This window comes from Thauera sp. DNT-1, from assembly GCF_055393985.1.
In genome coordinates, this window is sequence record NZ_AP043752.1 from 3727538 (window position 1) to 3746480 (window position 18943).

Genomic DNA, 18943 nt, shown 5'->3' on the forward strand with positions numbered 1-18943 from the left:
GTCAGACCGGCAGGCGGGTGATGAGCTCGTAGATCGGCCCCAGGACCGCGCTCGCGATCCACAGCAGCAGGCCGCCCATGAGGATGGTGAGTGCGGGTTCGGCCGCGGCCTGCAGGCGGGCGATGCCCTCGGCGACGTCGCGGCGGTAGAGGCTGGCGACCTTGGCGAGCGCGTCGTCGAGCGCGCCGGTGTGTTCGCCCAGGCGCAGCATGCGGATGACGAGGGGCGGGAAGACCCGGGTCGCCTCGAAGGCGACCGAGATCGGGCGGCCCTGCTCGATCGCGCCCGTGGCCTCGCGCAGTCCGGCGCGCAGGGCGAGGTTGGCGGTGGCGCCGGTGCTGGTGTGGAGCGCGTCGATGACGTTGATGCCGGCGCCGTAGAGGGTGGCGAAGAGCGCGGCGAAGCGCGCGAGGGCGAGCTTTCGCAGGATCCCGCCGACCAGCGGCAGTTGCAACAGCAGGGCGTGCACGCGGGTGCGCAGCGCTTCGGAGCGGGCGAGCGCGTGGGCGCTGCTCGCCGCGCCGGCGAGCGTGACGAGCAGCATGGCCCAGCCCCAGTCGCGTACCGCCGCGGACAGTCCCACCAGGATGCGCGTCTGCAGCGGCAGGCGCTGGCCGGTGCCGCGCAGCAGACGCTCCAGCTCGGGCACCACGTGGATGAGGGCGACCACCACCGCGGCCAGCAGCACCGTGGCGACGATGGCGGGATAGATCGCGATGCGGCGCGCGTGGCTGGCGAGTTCTTCTTCCTGCGCGAGCGCGGCGCCGATGTCGCGGATCGCCTCGGGCAGGCGGCCGGCCTGCTCGCCCGCGCGCAGCAGGCTCACCGCGACCGCGGAGAAGGCCTCGGGCTGGCGAGCGGCGGCGCCCGACAGCGGCAGGCCGCGCTCGACGTCCGCGATCAGTGCGCCGATCACCTGCTGCAGCCGCGGCTCGGCGCCGGCGTCGCGCAGCAAGGCCAGGCTCTCGAAGGGCGGCACGCCGGCGGCGAGGAGTTGCTCGAGGTGGTAGCAGAAGGGAATCAGCTCGCGGCGCGCGATGCGCCGGCGCGGCAGCAGGCCGCGCACGCCGCGTGGTTGGGCGTCGATCAGCAGCAGGGCGCGCGCTTCGAGCAGGCGCTCGAGTTCGCCGAGGTCGGCCGCATCGAGCTCGCCGCGCACGCGGCGGCCGTCGGCAGCGAGCGCGCGGTAGCGCCAGGTGCTCATGGGGCCTTCCTCCCGTCGCTGCACGACATCCTCCGCGGCGGACGAGCGCGCTGCCCTTCGGGCGGCCGCAGGGGCACGCTCATGCCTCACCTCCGTGCGCGGTCTTCGCCGTAGCCGCGAGCGCGGAGAGGTCGACCACGCGGGCGAGCTCGGCGAGGCTGGTGCTGCCGTCGAGCACCCGGCGCAGTCCGTCCTCGGCCAGACTGCGATGGCCGCGCGTGCGTGCGGCTGCACGCAGCTCGCCCGGGCTGGCGCGGCGTGCGACGAGCTCGTCGAGCTCGGCGTCGAAGGGCAGGATCTCCATGATCGCGAGACGGCCGCGATAGCCGCGGAAGTCGCATTCGGGGCAGCCGCGCGCGCGCCAGCTCGGCGCTGGCGGGGCATCGGCGGCGAGGCCGGGCAGGTGACGCTCGGGGGCGTCGTCCGGCACCGGCTCGCGGCAGGTGGGGCACAGCCGGCGCACCAGGCGCTGGGCGAGGATGCCGCACAGGTTGCCGGCGAGCAGTTCGGCGCCGATGCCGATCTCGTGCAGGCGCGGCAGCGCGCCGAAGATCGAGTTGGCGTGCAGGGTGGCGAACACCTGGTGGCCGGTGAGTGCGGCGCGCAAGGCCATGGTGGCGGTGTCGGCGTCGCGGATCTCGCCGATCAGGATCACGTCGGGGTCCTGGCGCAGCAGCGCGCGCACGCCGTCGGCGAAGTCGAGCCGTGAGGCGTCGCCGACCTGGGTCTGGCGGATCAGCGCGAGCGGATACTCGACCGGATCTTCCAGAGTCATGATGTTGACCGCCTCGGTGTTGAGGTGGCCGAGCATGGAGTACAGCGTCGTGGTCTTGCCGCTGCCGGTGGGACCGACCACCAGGATCAGGCCCTCGGGGCGGGCGAGGATGCGGTCGAGGGCGGCGCGTTGCGCGGGGTCGAGGCCGAGCGCGTCGAGCGGGACGATGCCCTTGTCGCGGTCGAGGATGCGCAGCACGATGTTCTCGCCGTGCAAGGTGGGCTGGGTGGCGACGCGGAAGTCGATCGGCCGGCCGCCGAGCGCAAGGCCGATGCGCCCGTCCTGCGGGCTGCGCGACTCGGCGATGTCCATGCCGGCGAGCACCTTGATGCGCACGGCGAGCTCCGCCCAGCACGACTTGTGCATCGCGCGCACCTGGCGCAGCGTGCCGTCGATGCGGTGGCGCACGCGCAGGAAGCCGGCCTCGGGCTCCAGGTGCAGGTCGGAGGCGCCGCGCGCGGCGGCCTCGGCGAGCAGGGCGTCGACCAGGCGCACGACGAGTTGCGGGTCGCGCGCGCCAGCGATGGGCTGTCCGGCGCGGCGTTCGAGCTCGCGCACCATGTCCTCGATCGAGCTCGCCTGACCGTAGTGCTGTTCGATCGCGCGGCCGAGTTCGTTGTCGCCGGCCAGGCGCAGTTCGACGTGCACGTCCGGCCCGAGCTCGGCACGCAGACGGTCGAGGGCGACGATGTCGTGGGCGTCGGCCATCGCGACGATCAGGCGGTGGCGGGCGGCGTCGTACTGGAGCGGCAGCAGGCGGTGGCGCCTTGCGAGCGCCTGCGGCACGCGCGCGATCGCGTCGGGGTCGGCGAGCGCGCTGGCCAGGTCGACGCAGGGCAGGCCGCTGCGTGCGGCGAGCGCCTCGCGCAGCGCGGCCTCGCTGACGAAGCCGAGTTCGACCAGCACGCGGCCGAGCGGCCGGGCGCGGCCGCGTTGCTCGTGGAGCGCGATGCGGAGCTGGTCCTCGCCGATCAGGCCGGCGGCGATGAGGATCTGGCCGATGGGGAGCGGAGCGTTCATGGCGGGCTCGTGCCGGCATCCGCGTTGGCGGCGCTGGCGGACGTGGAGGAGGCGGCAGGAGAGCGGGGATCGGCAGGGTCGGGATAGGCCGCTTCCGAAAAGCCTTCGGCGGCGGAGACCGCGCCTGCGGGTGCGAGCAGCGGGCGCAGCGGCAGGTGGGGGAAGTTGCGCTGGCCGGGCGAGGGCGAGTCGAGGAGGAAGTCGTCGTCGGGCAGGTGGCCGGCGTATTCGGCGTAGCCGCCGCGCATGCCCGGCTCGTCGATCAGCAGGGGGCGCAGGAAGATGAGCAGCTCGGTGCGGCGCACGTTGTTGTCGCGGCGGGTGAATAGTTCGCCGACCACGGGCAGGTCGCCGAACAGCGGGATGCGGCCGGTGTCGTGGTCGATGCGGTCCTCCATCAGCCCGCCGAGGACGGCGACCTCGCCGCTGCGCAGGCGCAGCATGGACTCGATTTCGCGTGTGCGGATCTGCGGCACGCGGTTGGGGATGTCGCCGAGCGAGGGGTTGGGGTCGTCCTTGAAGCCGGAGATGCCCGAGATGGTCGGCCGCACGTTGAGGGTGATGTCGCCGTCGGCGGAGATCTGTGGCGTGACCGACATGACCATGCCGACCGAGACCGATTGCGGCGTGGTGGTCGCGGAGATGCGGGCCTGCTTGCGGTCGTCGTACTCGGTGGTGGTGCTGTCTACGAGGAAGTAGACGACCTCCTCGACGACCTTGAGCATCGCGGTCTGGTTGTTGAGCACCGACAGGCGCGGGCTGGAGAGCACCTTGACGGTGCCGAAGGTCTCCAGCAGTTCGAGACGGATGTCGGAGTTGGCCGACAGGTAGCTCAGCGTGGGCTGGCCGGGTGTGGCGTCGCCGCTGCCGCGCGGGCGCACGCTCCAGCTCGGCACGCCGAGCCGGGTCCAGTCGATGCCCTGGCGGTAGCCGTCGGCGAGGGTGACCTCGACGATCGTGGCTTCGATCATCACCTGGCGCCGCGCCGCGCGCTGCACCCCCGCGAGGAAGGCCTCCAGCTGCTCGTGCTGGCGCTGGGTGGCGCGCGCCATGACGATGCCGCTCTCGCGGTTGAGCATCAGGTCGGCGTTGCGGCAGCCGGCGGGGGACTCGCCGCGGCGCTCGCCCCCGCAGTCGGGCGCGCGCCCCGGCCCGGCGAGGATGGCGGCGAGGTTGTGCTCGAGCGTGTTCCAGAAGTCGTTGGCCGAGCGCGTCTCGATCTGGGTGATCGAGGCGTTGCCAGCGCCGCCTGTCGAAGACGCGCGCTGACCGGCGCCGCCGGCGCTGCCCGAGGTGGCGATCTGCGTGCTGGTGGCGACGGTGCCGCGCATGTCGCGGCTCAGGTTCACATAGTCCACCGCATAGCTGCGGATGTAGGGGGTGTCGGGGCGCACGCGCAGGTGGCGGCCGCGCAGCTCATAGCGCAGGTCGACCTGGCGGGCGATGCGCTCCAGCAGCTCGCCGAGCGGGCGGTCGTGGGCCTGCAGGCTGACGTTTCCGGTGATTCCGGCATGGAGGTCGAGCTCCAGCCCGGCGTCGCGGCCGATGGCGAGCAGCAGCTGCTCGGCCGGGATGTCGAAAACGTCGATCGAGTATCCGCGCACCGCGGGAGCTGCTCGCCCGCGGGCCGGAGCGGGCGGAGGCGCGCCCGTCGCCGCGCTCGCTGCAGCGCCTCGGCTGGAAGAAGGCGACTCCGCGATCGGCGGCGCGAGGCTTCTTGTCGCCGTGCCGACAGGCGCGGTGCGCTCGATCGCGGTGCGCTTGTCGAGATGCCCCTCGAGTGCGGGCGGGCGGCCGAGCGGCGCACATGCAGCGGTCGCCAGAAGCGCCGCGGTCGCGAGCAGCCTGCGCAGGTCGGTCGATGTGCATGTCATGCGAACATGCTATTCGTATTGAAATAAAATGTGAATAAGCGCATGGAATCATTTTCTGGGTGCCGCGGTCGTCACCGGAGCGGAGGAGGTGTCCTGCGGGGGAATGGCCCGGACCTGCTTGCTGCGCTGCAGCATCAGTCCGCCAGCGGGCGCAAATCTCTGATATATTCAAGAGTTTTCACATTCGGCCGATCGACGTGACCGTGTCCGCCCCACATCCCTCCCCGCTGGTTTCGCTGCGCGACGTGCGCTTCGCCTATGGCGAGCGCGAGGTGCTGCGCGGCATCGACCTGAGCGTGCATCGCGGCCAGGTGGTCGCCATCATGGGCGGCAGCGGCTGCGGCAAGACCACGCTGCTGCGCCTGATCGGCGGGCAACTGCGCGCGACCGGCGGCACCGTGGAGGTGGAGGGGCGCGACGTGGCGCGGCTGTCGGGCAGCGAGCTCTACGCGCTGCGTCGGCGCATGGGCATGCTGTTCCAGTTCGGCGCGCTGTTCACCGACATGAGCGTGTTCGACAACGTGGCCTTCCCGCTGCGCGAGCACACCGACCTGCCCGCGGGCATGGTGCGCGACCTGGTGCTGATGAAGCTGCAGGCGGTGGGGCTGCGCGGCGCGGCGAAGCTGCATCCCAACGAGCTCTCGGGCGGCATGGCGCGGCGGGTGGCGCTGGCGCGCGCGGTGGCTCTCGACCCGATGCTGATCCTGTACGACGAGCCCTTCGCCGGCCTCGACCCGATCTCGCTCGGCATCATCGGCCAGCTCATCCGCAAGCTCAACGACGCGCTCGGCGCGAGCTCGGTGATGGTGACCCACGACGTGCACGAGTCGCTGGCGATCGTGGATTACATCTACTTCGTCTCCGACGGCCGTATCGTGGCGCAGGGCACGCCGGACGAGATCCGCGCCTCGAGGGATCCCTTCGTGCATCAGTTCGTCCACGCCGAGGCCGACGGGCCGGTGCCCTTCCACTATCCGGCCGAGCCGATCGAGCGCCTGCTCGGCGGGGAGGGCGCATGAGCGCGATCGCCTCCGCGCTGCGCCGCATCGGTGCGCTGACCATCGATGGCATCTGGCGCCTGGGCTTCGCCACCCGCTTCCTGTTCGCGGTGCTGCTGAACTCCGGGCAGTCGCTGCGGCGCATCCATCTCACCATCCGCGAGCTCTATTTCAGCGGCGTGCTGTCGCTGCTGATCATCATGGTCTCGGGGCTCTTCGTCGGTCTCGTGCTCGGGCTGCAGGGCTACGACATCCTGCAGCGCTACGGCTCGGCCGACGCGGTGGGGGTGATGGTGGCGCTGTCGCTGCTGCGCGAGCTCGGTCCGGTGATCGCCGCGCTGCTGTTCGCCAGCCGCGCCGGCTCGGCGATCACCGCCGAGATCGGCCTGATGAAGACCACCGAGCAGTTGAAGGCGATGGACATGATGGCGGTCAACCCGATCGCGCGCGTGGTCGCGCCGCGCTTCTGGGGTGGCGTGCTGTCGATGCCGCTGCTGGCGGCGCTGTTCTCGGCGATGGGCGTGTTCGGCGGCTGGGTGATCACCGTGGTCGTGATTGGCGTCGATGACGGCGCGTTCTGGTCGCAGATGCAGGCCGCGGTCGAGTTCCGCTACGACGTCGTCAACGGCGTGATCAAGTCCGCGGTGTTCGGCACCGTGGTGTCGCTGATCGCGGTGTTCGAGGGCTACGATTGCCAGCCGACCGCCGAGGGTGTGTCGCGCGCGATCACCCGCACCGTGGTGACCTCCGCGCTGGCGATCCTGGCGCTGGATTTCGTGCTTACCTCCTTCATGTTCAGGGGTTGATGATGAGTCGTACCGCGCTCGACCTGTGGGTCGGCCTCTTCGTGGCGATCGGCTTTGCCGCGCTGGTGTTCCTCGCCATGAAGGTCGGCAATTTCTCCGGCCTCGACGGCGCCGAGACCTATCGCGTCGAGGCCCCCTTCGACAACATCGGCGGGCTCAAGGTGCGCGCGCCGGTCAAGAGCTCCGGCGTCCTCGTGGGCCGGGTCGCGGTGATCCGCTTCGATCCCGCGATCTACCGCGCGGTGGTCGAGCTCGAGATCGACAAGCGCTATGCGTTTCCCGCCGACACCACCGCGTCCATCCTCACCTCCGGCCTGCTCGGCGAGCAGTACGTGGGGCTGGAGGCCGGTGCCGACACCGCGATGCTCAAGGGTGGCGACCGCGTGCTGATCACGCAGTCCGCGGTGGTGCTGGAGAAACTCATCGGCCAGTTCATGTTCGACCGCGCCGCCGACGCGCCCGCCCAGTAGGTCGGCAAGGAACTCCGGAGAAAACAGCAATGCGAAACGTCTTCCGCTCCTCCCGTGCAGGCCTGGTCGCGGCCGCGCTGTCGGCCGCGCTCGCGACCGGCTGTGCGACCACCGCGAATCCCGATGATCCACTCGAGGGCTACAACCGCGCGATGTTCGGCTTCAACGAACAGGTCGACAAGGTGGTGATCAAGCCCGCAGCCCAGGTCTACGAGGCGGTGCTGCCGCATCCGGTGCGTACCGGTGTCGGCAACGTGCTAGGCAACCTCGGCGATCCCTGGGTCGCGCTCAACAACCTGCTGCAGGGCAAGGTCGCCGAGGGCATGGGCGATTTGATGCGCTTCGCGCTCAATTCCACCTGGGGCCTGCTCGGCCTGCTCGACGTCGCCGGTGAGGCGGGCCTGCCCAAGCACGACGAGGACCTCGGGCAGACGCTCGGCCGTTGGGGCGTGGGCGAGGGCGCCTACATCGTGCTGCCCTTCTTCGGTCCGCGGACCGTGCGGGATGCGGTCGCGCTGCCCGCCGACTTCATCGCCAACGAGCCTTTCAGCATCGATCACGTGGCGACGCGCAACACCGTGCTGGGCACGCGCGTTGTGCACCTCCGCTCCACGCTGCTCGGTGCCGACCGCACGCTCGAGGAGGCGGCGCTCGACCGCTATGTCTTCGTGCGCGACTTCTATCTCGAACAACGCCGTTACAAGGTCAGCGATGGCCGCCAGGAACGCGTGTACGAAGATTTCGACGAACAGTCGGCCGCACCGCCCGGTGGCGACATCGATACGGCCGCGGCCTCTGCGGTCGGGAACCTCGAACACGCGGACATCGGTGCGAGCCCGGCCACGGCCGGCCGCCGCGTCGCCCGCCAATCCGTCCAGTAAGCGAGAACCATGAACAAGATCCTCGATTTCCTCCGCGCCTTCCTTCTTTGCGCCTTGCTCGGCGCCGCGCTGCCCGCGACGGCCAGCGCCGACAAGGCGCCCGATGTGCTCGTGCGCGACGTCACCACCGAAGTGCTCGAGATCGTGCGCGCCGACAAGGCGATCCAGGCCGGCGACACCCAGCGCGTGATCGCGCTGGTCGACGCCAAGGTGCTGCCGCACTTCGACTTCCGCCGCATGACCATGCTCGCGGTCGGGCGCGACTGGCGCCAGGCCAGCGCCGAGCAACAGACCAGGCTGACCGATGCCTTCCGCACCCTGCTGGTGCGTACCTATTCAAACGCGCTGACGCAGTACCGCGACCAGCGCATCGAGTTCCGTCCCTCGCGCTTCGCCCCTGCAGACACCAGGGTGCAGGTCCGCACCGAGGTGGTGCAGGCCGGTGCGCAACCGATCGGCATCGACTACATGCTGGAGAAGGGCGAACAGGGCTGGAAGGTGTTCGACGTGATCGTCGCCGGCGTCAGCCTGGTCACCAACTACCGCAGCAGCTTCGGACAGGAGATCGCGCGCGGTGGCATCGATGGCCTGATCCGCTCGCTCGAGGAGCGCAACCGCGCGCTCGCCGAGCAGCAGGGCATGAGCCAGGGCGACGCGGGGCGCAGCGCGTGAGCGATCCCGCGCCGTTTGCGCCCGCGGGCGCGCTGACCATGCAGAGCGCGCCGGCGCTGCTCGCCGAGGGCCAGCGGCGCGCGCGCGCGGGCGACCTGGTGGTCGATCTCGCGGCGGTTTCCGCCGCGGACTCCGCGGCGCTCGCGCTGATCCTCGACTGGATGCGCTGCGCGCGTGCGGCCGGCCACGCGCTGGTGCTGCGCAACCCGCCCGCCGGGCTGAGCAGCCTGGCCGCGCTCTACGACATCGACGGCCTGCTGCCGCTGGAGGGTTCGGCATGAGCCTGCCGGCGATCCGCATCCAGGGTGTAAGCAAGCACTACGGCAGCCTGAAGGCGCTCGGCGGCGTCGACCTCGAGGTCGGCCAGGGCGAGTTCTTCGGCCTGCTCGGCCCCAACGGCGCGGGCAAGACCACGTTGATCTCGGCGCTGTCCGGCCTGGTGCGTCCCGACACCGGCTCGCTTGCGATCATGGGCCACGACGTCGTTGCCGACTATCGCAACGCCCGCCGCAACCTCGGCGTGGTGCCGCAGGAACTCGTCTTCGACCCCTTCTTCTCGGTGCGCGAGTTGCTGCGCATCCAGTCGGGCTACTTCGGCATCCGCAGCAACGACGACTGGATCGACGAGATTCTCGCCAGCCTGGATCTGACCCACAAGGCCGGCGCCAACATGCGCATGCTCTCGGGCGGCATGAAGCGGCGCGTGCTGGTGGCGCAGGCGCTGGTGCACCGGCCGCCGGTGATCGTGCTCGATGAGCCGACCGCGGGCGTCGACGTCGAGTTGCGCCAGGGCCTGTGGCAGTTCATCCGCAAGCTCAACCGCGACGGCCACACCATCGTGCTCACCACGCACTACTTGGAAGAGGCCGAGACGCTGTGCGGGCGCATCGCCATGCTCAAGGCGGGCAAGGTGGTCGCGCTCGACACCACCGAGAATCTGCTGCGTCGCTTCGCCACCCACAGCCTGGCCGTGCGCCTGGAGCATCCCGGGCGCGGAGTCGAGCTCGGCGGCAGCGCCGGTGAGGGCGGCTGGGTAGACTTCGCCTTCGACAGCTATGGGGAGGTGGAGTCTCTGCTCGCCCGTCTGCGCGAAGCCGGTGCCGGCCTCGTCGAGATGCGGCTGGGCGAACCCGATCTCGAACGCGTCTTCCTCGAGGTGATGAACCGTGCCTGAACGATTCTCCAACGCCATGCCGCGTATCGAGCCGATGGCGGCCGAGTCGCCGCTGGCCGGCTTCCGCACCCTGCTCTACAAGGAGGTGCTGCGCTTCTGGAAGGTGAGCTTCCAGACTGTCGCCGCGCCGGTCCTCAACGCGCTGCTGTTCCTGCTCATCTTCTCGCATGTGCTCGACCGCCACGTCACGGTCTATGGCGAGGTCGCCTACACCAGCTTCCTGGTGCCCGGCCTGGTGATGATGTCGGTGCTGCAGAACGCCTTCGCCAACAGCTCGTCCTCGCTGATCCAGAGCAAGATCACCGGCAACATCATCTTCGTGTTGCTGCCGCCGCTGTCCTACCGCGAGTTCTATGCCGCCTACGTGATCGCCTCGATCCTGCGGGGCCTGATGGTGGGCGCGGGCGTGCTCGCGGTGTCGGCCGCCTTCGTCGCGGTGCCGATGGCGCACCCGCTGTGGGTGCTGGGCTTCGCCGTGCTCGGCGGCGCGATCCTCGGTTCGCTCGGGGTGATCGCGGGGATCTGGGCGGAAAAGTTCGACCAGCTCGCCGCCTTCCAGAACTTCCTCATCATGCCGCTGACGATGCTGTCGGGGGTGTTCTACTCCATCCACTCGCTGCCACGGTTCTGGCAGGACGTGTCGCATTTCAACCCGTTCTTCTTCATGATCGACGGGTTCCGCTACGGTTTCTTCGGTCAATCGGACACCTCGCCCTGGCTTTCGCTCGGCGTCGTGGGCCTGTGTTTCGTCCTGCTCGCGGCGCTCACCCTGGCGATGCTCGCGCGCGGTTACAAGTTGCGTTCGTAAAGGATTCCAAATGTTCGAAGCAAGTGAAGTCAAGCGCCTGATCGAGCAGGGCCTGCCCTGCGAGCTGGTGGTCATCGAGGGCGAGGATGGTGTGCATTTTCGCGGCATCGTCGTCAGCGCTGCCTTCGAGGGCAAGATGAAGGTGCGCCAGCACCAGGCGGTGTATGCCACCCTGGGCCGCCTGATGGGTAACGAGATCCACGCCCTGCAGCTGCAGACCTTCACGCCCGCGCAGTGGGAAGAAGGCCGCGGCGAACTCGGGATGTGAGCCGCGCATGGACAGACTGCTGATCGAAGGCGGCGCCCGCCTGGCGGGCGAGATCGCCATTTCCGGCGCCAAGAACGCCGCCCTGCCCATCCTGTGCGCGGCCTTGCTGACCGCGGAGCCGGTCACCTTCACCAACGTTCCGCGTCTCAACGACATCGATACCCTGCTGGCGCTGCTCGCTCAGATGGGCGTGCGCGTCAAGCGCGAGGCCGACGTGGTGATGCTCGACGCCTCCGCGCTCGACAACCCGGTCGCACCTTACGAGATGGTCAAGACCATGCGCGCCTCCATCCTGGTGCTCGGCCCGCTGGTCGCGCGCTGCGGCGAGGCGCGGGTGTCGCTGCCCGGCGGCTGTGCAATCGGCGCGCGTCCGGTGGATCAGCACATCAAGGGCCTGCAGGCCATGGGCGCGGCGGTGGGCGTCGAGCACGGCTACGTGCATGCGACCGTGCCGCGCCTGAAGGGCGCGCGCCTGTTCACCGACATGGTGACGGTGACCGGTACCGAGAACCTGATGATGGCCGCGGCGCTGGCCGATGGCGAAACCGTGATCGAGAACGCCGCGCGCGAGCCCGAGGTGGTCGATCTCGCCAACTGCCTGGTGGCGATGGGTGCGCAGATCTCGGGCGCCGGCAGCGACGTGATCCGCATCCGCGGCGTCGAGCGGCTCCACGGCGCGACCCACCGCATCATGCCCGATCGCATCGAGACCGGTACCTACCTGTGCGCGGCGGCGGTCACCGGTGGTTCGGTGCGCCTGACCGGCACCTCGTCCTGCTACCTCGACGCGGTGATCGACAAGCTCATGGACGCCGGCTGCGAGGTGGTGTCCGAGCGCGACGCGATCCGCCTGACCGCGCCGGCACGGCTCAATGCCGTAAGCCTGCGCACCGCGCCTTATCCGGCCTTCCCGACCGACATGCAGGCGCAGTTCATGGCGCTCAATGCGGTCGCCAAGGGCGTGGCGATGATCCGCGAGACCATCTTCGAGAACCGCTTCATGCACGCGGTCGAGTTGCAGCGCCTCGGCGCCGACATCCGCATCGACGGCAACACCGCGGTGGTGCAGGGCGTGGACAGGCTGCAGGGCGCGACCGTGATGGCGACCGACCTGCGCGCGTCGGCGAGCCTGGTCGTAGCCGGCCTGGTGGCGGAGGGCGACACCACGATCGAGCGCATCTACCACCTCGATCGCGGCTACGAGCGTCTGGAGGAGAAGCTCGCCGCGCTCGGGGCGAGGGTGCGGCGGCTCGGTTGAGAGGAGTTTGAGAGCTGCGACGGCGGCATGCGCTCGCGTGCACGCGGCCGTCGTGCCGTCGCCGAACTGCGACTTGCGTCGCTCCCGCAGGGCAGCCGCGGAACGCTGCGGGAGCGCTTACAGTTCGAACTGTCCGTTGGCTTCAGGTTGCCAGGTGACTTCCAGCACCTTCAGGCGGATTTCCTTGCCGTCGGCCGACTTCCAGTCGATCGACTGGCCGGCCGAAAGACCGAGCAGGGCGCTGCCCGCGGGAGAGAAGATCGACACGCGGTGCGCCTCGGCGTTGGCGTCCTTGGGGTAGGCCAGGGTCAGCTCGTATTCGCGGCCGGTACCTTCCTCGACGAAGCGCGCGCGGCTGTTCATCGTGATGACGTCGGCCGGCATGTCCTGCGGCTCGCGCACGTCGGCACGCTCGAGTTCCGCGCGCAGGCCGTCGAGGTCGCTGCGGCTGCGGAAGGCGGGGAGGGTGAGCAGACCCTCGAGGCGCTCGAGGTCGCTGCTGGAGACGATGATCGACGGTTTCATGGTGCGGGTTTCCTGCCTGAGGTGCGCGCCGACGCTGCGGCGAAACAAAAGAAAAGGCCGAACCGCCGCGTGCGGTTCAGCCAGTCGCGTCGAAGGTTAACAGAAGCGGCGCCGGGTTACAATGACGAGTCCCCCCGATCAAGGCTTTTCACGTGTCCAGCATCACGCTCGCCCTGTCCAAGGGCCGCATCTTCGAAGAGACCCTGCCGTTGCTCGCCGCAGCGGGCATCGTGCCCACCGACAACCCCGAGTCCTCGCGCAAGCTGATCATCGGCACCAACCGGCCGGATGTGCGCCTGGTCATCGTGCGCGCCACCGATACGCCCACCTACGTCCAGTACGGCGCCGCCGACCTCGGCATCGCCGGCAAGGACGTGCTCGTCGAGCACGGCGGTGCGGGTCTCTACCAGCCGCTCGACCTCGAGATCGCCAAGTGCCGGCTGTGCGTGGCGGTGCAGAAGGGCTTCGACTACGCCGCCGCGACCCGCCCGGGCGGGCGCATCCGCGTCGCCACCAAGTACATGAACGCGGCCAAGGCCCACTTCGCCGGCAAGGGCATGCATGTGGACCTGATCAAGCTCTACGGTTCGATGGAGCTCGCACCCCTGGTCGGGCTCGCCGACGCCATCGTCGACCTGGTGTCGACCGGCGGCACGCTGCGCGCCAACAACCTCGAAGAGGTCGAGGACATCATGCCGATCAGCTCGCGCCTGATCGTCAACCAGGCCTCGCTCAAGCTCAAGCGCGAACTGCTGCAGCCGGTGCTCGACGCCTTCGCCGGCGCGATCCAGTCCTGAGGAGTCCCTACCGATGAGCCAGACCCCGATCCGCCGCCTGGCCGCGCGCGAACCCGAATTCCTGTCCACCCTCGATGCCCTGCTCGCCTTCGAGGCCGAGGCCGACGGCCGCATCGACGCGGCGGTCACCGAGATCCTGCAGGCGGTGCGCACCACCGGCGACGCCGCGGTGGTCGAATACACCCGCCGCTTCGACGGGCTCGACGTGCAATCCATGGTCGCGCTCGAGCTGCCCAGGAGCGAGCTGCTGCTCGCGCTCGACAGCCTGCGCCCCGAGCAGCGCGAGGCGCTCACCATCGCCGCCGACCGCGTGCGCGTCTATCACGAGCGCCAGAAGGGCGAGTCGTGGGAATTCACCGAGGCCGACGGCACCCGCCTGGGCCAGAAGGTCACCCCGCTCGACCGCGTCGGCCTCTACGTGCCGGGCGGGCGCGCCTCCTACCCGAGCTCGGTGCTGATGAATGCGATCCCGGCCAAGGTCGCCGGTGTCGGCGAACTGATCATGGTCGTGCCCACCCCGCGTGGCGAGAAGAATCCGCTGGTGCTGGCGGCGGCGGCGATCACCGGCGTCGACCGCGTGTTCACCATCGGCGGCGCGCAGGCGGTGGCGGCGCTGGCCTACGGCACGCAGACCATCCCGCAGGTGGACAAGATCGTCGGCCCGGGCAATGCCTACGTGGCCGAGGCCAAGCGCCGCGTGTTCGGTACCGTCGGCATCGACATGGTCGCCGGCCCGTCTGAAGTGCTGATCATCTCCGATGGCTCCGGCCACGCCGACTGGGTGGCAATGGACCTCTTCGCCCAGGCCGAGCACGACGAGCTCGCGCAGTCCATCCTGCTGTGTACCGACGCCGGCTTCATCGACGCGGTGCACGACGCGATCGACCGCCTGCTGCCCACCATGCCGCGCTGCGACACGATCGCCAGGTCGCTTGCCAACCGCGGCGCGCTGATCCACGTCGACAGCCTGGAGCAGGCCTGCGCGCTCGCCAACCGCATCGCGCCCGAGCACCTCGAGCTGGCGCTGGAAGATGCCGAGGACTGGATCGCCCACATCCGTCACGCCGGCGCGATCTTCGTCGGCCACTGGGCGGTGGAGGCGCTCGGCGACTACTGCGCCGGCCCCAACCACGTGCTGCCGACCATGCGCAGCGCGCGTTTCTCCTCGCCGCTCGGCACCTACGACTTCCAGAAGCGCACCAGCATCGTCCACATCTCGCAGGCGGGCGCGCAGCACCTGGGCAAGGTGGCTTCCATCCTGGCCCATGGCGAGGGTCTGCAGGCGCACGCCCGCTCGGCGGAGATGCGGCTGAAGGTTTGACGCCTGCCCGCCCGGGTCCCCCGACCCGGGCGGGCAGGCGGTGTTCCCTTGTCGATCGCGGGGAGGCGGGCATGACGCTGAAGTTCGGCTGGATGGCGGTGCTGGCCCTGGCCGCCGGGGCGGCGGTGGCGGCCGAGGAGCCCATCCTCAACGTCTACAACTGGAACGACTACATCGCCGCCGACACCATCCCCGCCTTCGAGAAGGCGAGCGGGATCGAGGTGCGCTACGACCTCTACGACAGCAACGCCACGCTGCAGGGCAAGCTGCTGACCGGCGGCAGCGGCTACGACGTTGTGTACCCGAGCGTGGAGTACGCCGGCAAGCAGATCCAGGCCGGCATCTTCCAGCCACTCGACAAGTCGCGCCTGCCCAATCTCGTCCATATCGACCCGCTGATCCTCGAGGCGGTGGCGGTCGCCGACCCCGGCAACCGCTACCTCGTACCCTACATGTGGTTCACCATCGGGGTGGCGATCAACGTCGACAAGGTCATGAAGGCGCTCGACGGCAAGCTGCCCGACAACGCCTGGGACCTGCTCTTCGACCCTGCGCTGACCGCGCGCCTGAAGGGCTGCGGCATCGCGCTGATGGACGAGGCCAGCGACGTGATCCCCGCGGCCATGCTCGACGCCGGCCTCGACCCGGTGAAGATGGACCCGGCCGACATCCGCGCCGCGGTCGAGCACATCCGCCCGGTGCGCAAGGACATCCGCAGCTTCAACACCGCGCCCATCGAGCAGATGGCCAAGGGCAGCCTGTGCGTGGCGATGATGTTCTCGGGCGACGCCCGCATCGCCGCGCGGCGCGCGCAGATCGGCGGCTCCGAGGTCAGGCTGCAGTACCTGATCCCGGCCGTGGGCGCGATGATGTCGGTGGACGTGATGGCGATCCCGCGCGACGCGCCGCACCCGCATAACGCCCACCGCTGGATCGACGCGATGATGGACCCGGCCACGGTGGCGCGCATCTCCAACGAGACCTTCTACATCAGTGCCAACACCGCGGCGCTCGCGCTCACCGACGCCACGCTGCGCGACGACCCGGCGATCAACGTGCCGGAGGCGGTCAAGCGTACGCTGCGCGCCAAGCCGGTGCTCGGCAAGGACGTGCAGCGCGAGCTGACCCAGGCGCTGAACCGCTTCAAGGCGGCACGCTGAGCGGCGGGCGCAGCGGGTGATGCAATGAACGAGCGCATGCCGCAGGATGGGCCCGAAAGCTTGGCCGGCGAGCGCGTTCATCTGCGCATCGAAAGCCTGGGAAAACGCTTCGGCGACACCTGGGCGGTGCGCGAGGTCTCGCTCGACATCGGCGAGCGCGAGATCTTCGCGCTGCTGGGCAGCTCGGGCTGCGGCAAGTCCACCTTGCTGCGCATGATCGCCGGCCTGGAGACGCCGAGTTGCGGGCGCATCCTGCTCGACGGCGAGGATCTCGCCGCGGTGCCCGCGCACCGTCGTCCGACCAACATGATGTTCCAGTCCTACGCGCTGTTCCCGCACATGACGGTGGCGGGCAACGTCGCCTTCGGCCTGCGCCAGTTGCGGCCGCGCATGGCGCGCGCGGCGATCGCGGCCCGCGTCGACGAGATGCTCGAGCTGGTGCAGATGCGCGCCTACGCCGGGCGCCGCCCACACGCGCTCTCCGGCGGACAGCAGCAGCGCGTGGCGCTGGCGCGCAGCCTGGCGCGCGAGCCGCGCCTGCTGCTGCTCGACGAGCCGCTCGCCGCGCTCGACAAGCGCATCCGCCAGCAGACCCAGTTCGAGCTCGTCGGCCTGATCCGGCGTGTGGGGGTCACGTGCATCCTCGTCACCCACGACCAGGAGGAGGCGATGACCATGGCCGACCGCATCGGCATCCTGTCCGAGGGCGGGCTGGTGCAGGTCGGCACGCCGGGTGAGATCTACGAGCGCCCCAACTGCCGCTTCAGCGCGAGCTTCATCGGTGAGACCAACCTCTTCCACGGCCGCATCGAGGGCGATCGCCTGGTCGGCGGCGAGTTTCCGCAGCCGATTCGCTTCGTGGCCACCGTTGCGCTGCAGCAGGGGGGTGAAGCCTGGCTGTCGCTGCGCCCCGAGTGCGTGCGCGTGCATCATCGCGCCGCCGGCGATGCGTGCGTGCCGGAACAGCCCGATGACAACGCCGCGCCGGCCGAGGTCGCCGAGATCGCCTATCTCGGCGGCCGCTCCATCTACCACCTGCGCCTGCCCGGCGGTGGCTCGATGATCGCCAGCGTGCCCGCGGCGCACTGGGGCGAGGCCGCGCCGCCGGCGCGCGGCGAGCCGGTGCGGGTGTCGTGGCCGGCGCCCGACGGCGTGCTGCTGCTGCGATGAAGGCGCGTCCGGCTTCTGCGCAAGGGCATGGCCGCTTCTGGGTCGGCCTGCTGCCGTGGGTGTGGATGCTGTTCTTCTTCGTGCTGCCCTTCGCGCTGATCGTGAACGTCAGCCTGTCCACGCCGGACCTCGCCGTGCCGCCCTACGTGTCGCCCTTCGCCGGCGCGGCTGTGGACGGGGCGCCGGCCTTCCGTCCCGATCCCGCCAGCTACGCTCGCCTCGGCGGCGAGCTGGCGGCACTCGGCACGCTCGCCGCGGACCGGCCCTACCTCGCCGCCTACGCCAATTCGCTCCTGCTCGCAGCGCTCACCACGCTGTGCTGCCTTGTCCTCGGCTATCCCTTCGCCTATCGTCTCGCGCGCGCGCCCGAGGCGATGCGCAACCTCCTGCTGATGCTGGTGATGCTGCCGTTCTGGACCTCCTTCCTGCTGCGCGTCTATGCGTGGATGGGTCTGCTCGACAGCAGCGAGACCGGGCTGATCAACCAGGTGCTGCTCGGCCTCGGCCTGGTGGCGGAGCCGCTGCCGCTGCTCTACAACACCGGCGCGGTGCTGGTCGGCATGGTCTACAGCTACCTGCCCTTCATGGTGCTGCCGCTCTACGCCAACCTGGTCAAGCTCGACCAGCGCCTGCCCGAGGCCGCGCGCGACCTGGGCGCGCGGCCGGCCACGGTGTTCCTGCGCATCACCCTGCCGCTGTCCTCGCGCGGCATCGTCGCCGGTTCGATGCTGGTGTTCATCCCGGCGGTGGGTGAGTTCGTCATCCCCGATCTGCTCGGCGGCGGCAGCGTGATGACGATCGGGCGCAGCATCTGGGACGACTTCGGCCCCAACCAGGACTGGCCGATGGCGGCGGCGGTCGCGGTGCTCATGGTGGCGATGCTGATCGCGCCGATCGTGCTGCTGCAGCGCCATGGGCGCGGGGCCGGGAGGGACGAATGAACGGCGGCGGCTGGGGCGGACGGATGTGGGTGGTCGGCGTGTACGCCTTCCTCTACGTGCCCATCCTGTGCCTGATCGTGTTCTCCTTCACCGCCGGGGAGATCACCACCCGGCTCGACGGCCTCTCGCTGCGCTGGTACGCCGCGCTGGCGCGCGACGCCGAGTTGCACGCCGCGGTGCTGTTGTCGCTGCGCGTGGGCGCGCTCGCCGCCACCGCCGCGGTGGTGGTCGGCACCGCGGCTGCGGTGATCCTGGTGCGAGCCGGGCCCTATCCGGGCAGCCGCTTCTTCGTCGGCATGATGAGCGCGCCGATGGTGATGCCCGAGGTGGTGGTGGGGCTGTCGCTGGTGCTGCTGTTCACCCATCCGGCGCTCGCCGTGCTGGGCGGGCGCGGGGTGGCGGCGATCTGGGTGGCGCACACCACGCTGTGCGCGGCCTACGTGGCGGTGCTGGTGGCGTCGCGCCTGCGCGAGATGGACCGCGCGCTCGAGGAGGCCGCGCTCGACCTCGGCTGTCCGCCGCTGAAGGTCTTCTTCGTGATCACCGTGCCGGTGATTGCGCCTGCGCTGGCGGCTGGCTGGCTGCTGGCGTTCACGCTGTCGATGGACGACTTCGTGCTCGCCGCGATGCTGTCCGACCCGGGCAGCACGACGCTGCCGGTGCTGGTGTTCGCGCGCCTGCACCACGGCCTCAAGCCCGAGATCAACGCGCTCGCCACGGTGATCGTGGTGGTGGTGTCGATCGCGGTGCTCCTCGCCAACCGCCTGTTGCTGGCGCCGCCGCGCGCGCCGGCGCCAGCGGCGGCGCGCGGCGGCTGATCG

At 70.1% G+C, this 18943-nt stretch carries 20 protein-coding genes; 16 read left to right on the plus strand and 4 right to left on the minus strand.

What is annotated here, in order from left to right; translation table 11 throughout:
- Position 1 precedes the first annotated feature (1 nt).
- The 3 genes from ACZ5PP_RS17200 to ACZ5PP_RS17210 form a co-directional block, all read right to left on the minus strand.
- A complete protein-coding gene (locus tag ACZ5PP_RS17200) occupies positions 2 to 1204 on the minus strand; it encodes a type II secretion system F family protein (RefSeq protein WP_004307385.1) in 1203 nt (400 codons plus the stop codon).
- Positions 1205 to 1283: 79 nt separating this feature from the next.
- Positions 1284 to 2999 carry a GspE/PulE family protein gene (locus ACZ5PP_RS17205; RefSeq protein WP_464826367.1) on the minus strand — a complete coding sequence of 572 codons (1716 nt, stop codon included), beginning with the start codon at positions 2997 to 2999 and terminating at the stop codon, positions 1284 to 1286.
- Complete coding sequence (locus ACZ5PP_RS17210; protein ID WP_004307381.1) at positions 2996 to 4603, minus strand: pilus (MSHA type) biogenesis protein MshL; 1608 nt, start codon at positions 4601 to 4603, stop codon at positions 2996 to 2998. The genes ACZ5PP_RS17205 and ACZ5PP_RS17210 overlap by 4 nt, the downstream gene beginning before the upstream one ends.
- A 467-nt stretch (positions 4604 to 5070) precedes the next feature.
- Between ACZ5PP_RS17210 and ACZ5PP_RS17215 the strand changes: the two genes are divergently transcribed.
- From ACZ5PP_RS17215 to murA, 10 genes are read left to right on the plus strand one after another with little or no spacing between them, the layout of a single operon-like run.
- On the plus strand, positions 5071 to 5892 hold the full coding sequence (locus ACZ5PP_RS17215) for an ABC transporter ATP-binding protein (RefSeq protein WP_012584696.1): 822 nt from the start codon (positions 5071 to 5073) through the stop codon (positions 5890 to 5892).
- A complete protein-coding gene (gene mlaE, locus ACZ5PP_RS17220; protein ID WP_004307377.1) occupies positions 5889 to 6677 on the plus strand; it encodes a lipid asymmetry maintenance ABC transporter permease subunit MlaE in 789 nt (262 codons plus the stop codon). Before ACZ5PP_RS17215 ends, mlaE begins: the two co-directional genes overlap by 4 nt.
- A 2-nt stretch (positions 6678 to 6679) precedes the next feature.
- Complete coding sequence (mlaD, locus tag ACZ5PP_RS17225; RefSeq protein WP_040828939.1) at positions 6680 to 7147, plus strand: outer membrane lipid asymmetry maintenance protein MlaD; 468 nt, start codon at positions 6680 to 6682, stop codon at positions 7145 to 7147.
- A 29-nt stretch (positions 7148 to 7176) separates the two neighbouring features.
- On the plus strand, positions 7177 to 8028 hold the full coding sequence (locus ACZ5PP_RS17230; protein ID WP_464826368.1) for an MlaA family lipoprotein: 852 nt from the start codon (positions 7177 to 7179) through the stop codon (positions 8026 to 8028).
- A gap of 9 nt (positions 8029 to 8037) precedes the next feature.
- Positions 8038 to 8700, plus strand: coding sequence for an MlaC/ttg2D family ABC transporter substrate-binding protein (locus ACZ5PP_RS17235; protein WP_464826369.1), 663 nt, complete (start codon positions 8038 to 8040; stop codon positions 8698 to 8700).
- A complete protein-coding gene (locus tag ACZ5PP_RS17240; protein WP_464826370.1) occupies positions 8697 to 8981 on the plus strand; it encodes an STAS domain-containing protein in 285 nt (94 codons plus the stop codon). Before ACZ5PP_RS17235 ends, ACZ5PP_RS17240 begins: the two co-directional genes overlap by 4 nt.
- Positions 8978 to 9874: an ABC transporter ATP-binding protein gene (locus tag ACZ5PP_RS17245; protein ID WP_464826371.1), complete on the plus strand. Its 897-nt coding sequence runs from the start codon at positions 8978 to 8980 to the stop codon at positions 9872 to 9874. Before ACZ5PP_RS17240 ends, ACZ5PP_RS17245 begins: the two co-directional genes overlap by 4 nt.
- A gap of 34 nt (positions 9875 to 9908) precedes the next feature.
- The gene (locus ACZ5PP_RS17250) at positions 9909 to 10682 is read left to right on the plus strand and encodes an ABC transporter permease (RefSeq protein WP_464827066.1); all 774 of its coding nucleotides are present in this window, start codon (positions 9909 to 9911) and stop codon (positions 10680 to 10682) included.
- 10 nt (positions 10683 to 10692) lie between these two features.
- Complete coding sequence (locus tag ACZ5PP_RS17255) at positions 10693 to 10950, plus strand: BolA family protein (protein ID WP_004307364.1); 258 nt, start codon at positions 10693 to 10695, stop codon at positions 10948 to 10950.
- A 7-nt stretch (positions 10951 to 10957) separates the two neighbouring features.
- Positions 10958 to 12208 (plus strand): UDP-N-acetylglucosamine 1-carboxyvinyltransferase, encoded by a 1251-nt coding sequence (gene murA / locus ACZ5PP_RS17260; protein WP_004307362.1) that lies wholly within the window; start codon positions 10958 to 10960, stop codon positions 12206 to 12208.
- Positions 12209 to 12325: 117 nt separating this feature from the next.
- Here the strand turns inward: murA and rnk are convergent, their stop codons facing one another.
- Positions 12326 to 12733: a nucleoside diphosphate kinase regulator gene (gene rnk / locus ACZ5PP_RS17265; protein ID WP_004307360.1), complete on the minus strand. Its 408-nt coding sequence runs from the start codon at positions 12731 to 12733 to the stop codon at positions 12326 to 12328.
- A gap of 152 nt (positions 12734 to 12885) precedes the next feature.
- Here rnk and hisG point away from each other — a divergent pair, with 152 nt between their 5' ends.
- The 6 genes from hisG (at position 12886) to ACZ5PP_RS17295 (ending at position 18940) form a co-directional block, all read left to right on the plus strand.
- Positions 12886 to 13530 carry an ATP phosphoribosyltransferase gene (gene hisG / locus ACZ5PP_RS17270; RefSeq protein ID WP_004307358.1) on the plus strand — a complete coding sequence of 215 codons (645 nt, stop codon included), beginning with the start codon at positions 12886 to 12888 and terminating at the stop codon, positions 13528 to 13530.
- Between the two features lie 13 nt (positions 13531 to 13543).
- Entirely contained in the window at positions 13544 to 14851 is a 1308-nt protein-coding gene (gene hisD, locus ACZ5PP_RS17275; protein WP_464826372.1) for a histidinol dehydrogenase, read from the plus strand.
- Between the two features lie 71 nt (positions 14852 to 14922).
- Positions 14923 to 16011 carry a polyamine ABC transporter substrate-binding protein gene (locus ACZ5PP_RS17280; protein ID WP_004307355.1) on the plus strand — a complete coding sequence of 363 codons (1089 nt, stop codon included), beginning with the start codon at positions 14923 to 14925 and terminating at the stop codon, positions 16009 to 16011.
- A 24-nt stretch (positions 16012 to 16035) separates the two neighbouring features.
- Entirely contained in the window at positions 16036 to 17181 is a 1146-nt protein-coding gene (locus tag ACZ5PP_RS17285; protein WP_138861513.1) for an ABC transporter ATP-binding protein, read from the plus strand.
- Positions 17178 to 18122: an ABC transporter permease gene (locus ACZ5PP_RS17290; protein ID WP_276656502.1), complete on the plus strand. Its 945-nt coding sequence runs from the start codon at positions 17178 to 17180 to the stop codon at positions 18120 to 18122. Before ACZ5PP_RS17285 ends, ACZ5PP_RS17290 begins: the two co-directional genes overlap by 4 nt.
- Positions 18119 to 18940 (plus strand): ABC transporter permease subunit, encoded by an 822-nt coding sequence (locus ACZ5PP_RS17295; RefSeq protein WP_276656500.1) that lies wholly within the window; start codon positions 18119 to 18121, stop codon positions 18938 to 18940. The genes ACZ5PP_RS17290 and ACZ5PP_RS17295 overlap by 4 nt, the downstream gene beginning before the upstream one ends.
- Positions 18941 to 18943: the final 3 nt, after the last annotated feature.

Coding starts and splice junctions, on each gene's coding strand:
- ACZ5PP_RS17250 (WP_464827066.1), top strand. CDS start 9,909: ATGGCGGCCGAGTCGCCGCTGGCCGGCTTCCGCACCCTGCTCTACAAG.
- ACZ5PP_RS17295 (WP_276656500.1), top strand. CDS start 18,119: ATGAACGGCGGCGGCTGGGGCGGACGGATGTGGGTGGTCGGCGTGTAC.
- hisD (WP_464826372.1), top strand. CDS start 13,544: ATGAGCCAGACCCCGATCCGCCGCCTGGCCGCGCGCGAACCCGAATTC.
- ACZ5PP_RS17205 (WP_464826367.1), bottom strand. CDS start 2,999: ATGAACGCTCCGCTCCCCATCGGCCAGATCCTCATCGCCGCCGGCCTG.
- ACZ5PP_RS17200 (WP_004307385.1), bottom strand. CDS start 1,204: ATGAGCACCTGGCGCTACCGCGCGCTCGCTGCCGACGGCCGCCGCGTG.
- ACZ5PP_RS17290 (WP_276656502.1), top strand. CDS start 17,178: ATGAAGGCGCGTCCGGCTTCTGCGCAAGGGCATGGCCGCTTCTGGGTC.
- murA (WP_004307362.1), top strand. CDS start 10,958: ATGGACAGACTGCTGATCGAAGGCGGCGCCCGCCTGGCGGGCGAGATC.
- mlaE (WP_004307377.1), top strand. CDS start 5,889: ATGAGCGCGATCGCCTCCGCGCTGCGCCGCATCGGTGCGCTGACCATC.
- ACZ5PP_RS17280 (WP_004307355.1), top strand. CDS start 14,923: ATGACGCTGAAGTTCGGCTGGATGGCGGTGCTGGCCCTGGCCGCCGGG.
- ACZ5PP_RS17285 (WP_138861513.1), top strand. CDS start 16,036: ATGAACGAGCGCATGCCGCAGGATGGGCCCGAAAGCTTGGCCGGCGAG.
- ACZ5PP_RS17235 (WP_464826369.1), top strand. CDS start 8,038: ATGAACAAGATCCTCGATTTCCTCCGCGCCTTCCTTCTTTGCGCCTTG.
- ACZ5PP_RS17230 (WP_464826368.1), top strand. CDS start 7,177: ATGCGAAACGTCTTCCGCTCCTCCCGTGCAGGCCTGGTCGCGGCCGCG.
- ACZ5PP_RS17245 (WP_464826371.1), top strand. CDS start 8,978: ATGAGCCTGCCGGCGATCCGCATCCAGGGTGTAAGCAAGCACTACGGC.
- rnk (WP_004307360.1), bottom strand. CDS start 12,733: ATGAAACCGTCGATCATCGTCTCCAGCAGCGACCTCGAGCGCCTCGAG.
- mlaD (WP_040828939.1), top strand. CDS start 6,680: ATGAGTCGTACCGCGCTCGACCTGTGGGTCGGCCTCTTCGTGGCGATC.
- ACZ5PP_RS17255 (WP_004307364.1), top strand. CDS start 10,693: ATGTTCGAAGCAAGTGAAGTCAAGCGCCTGATCGAGCAGGGCCTGCCC.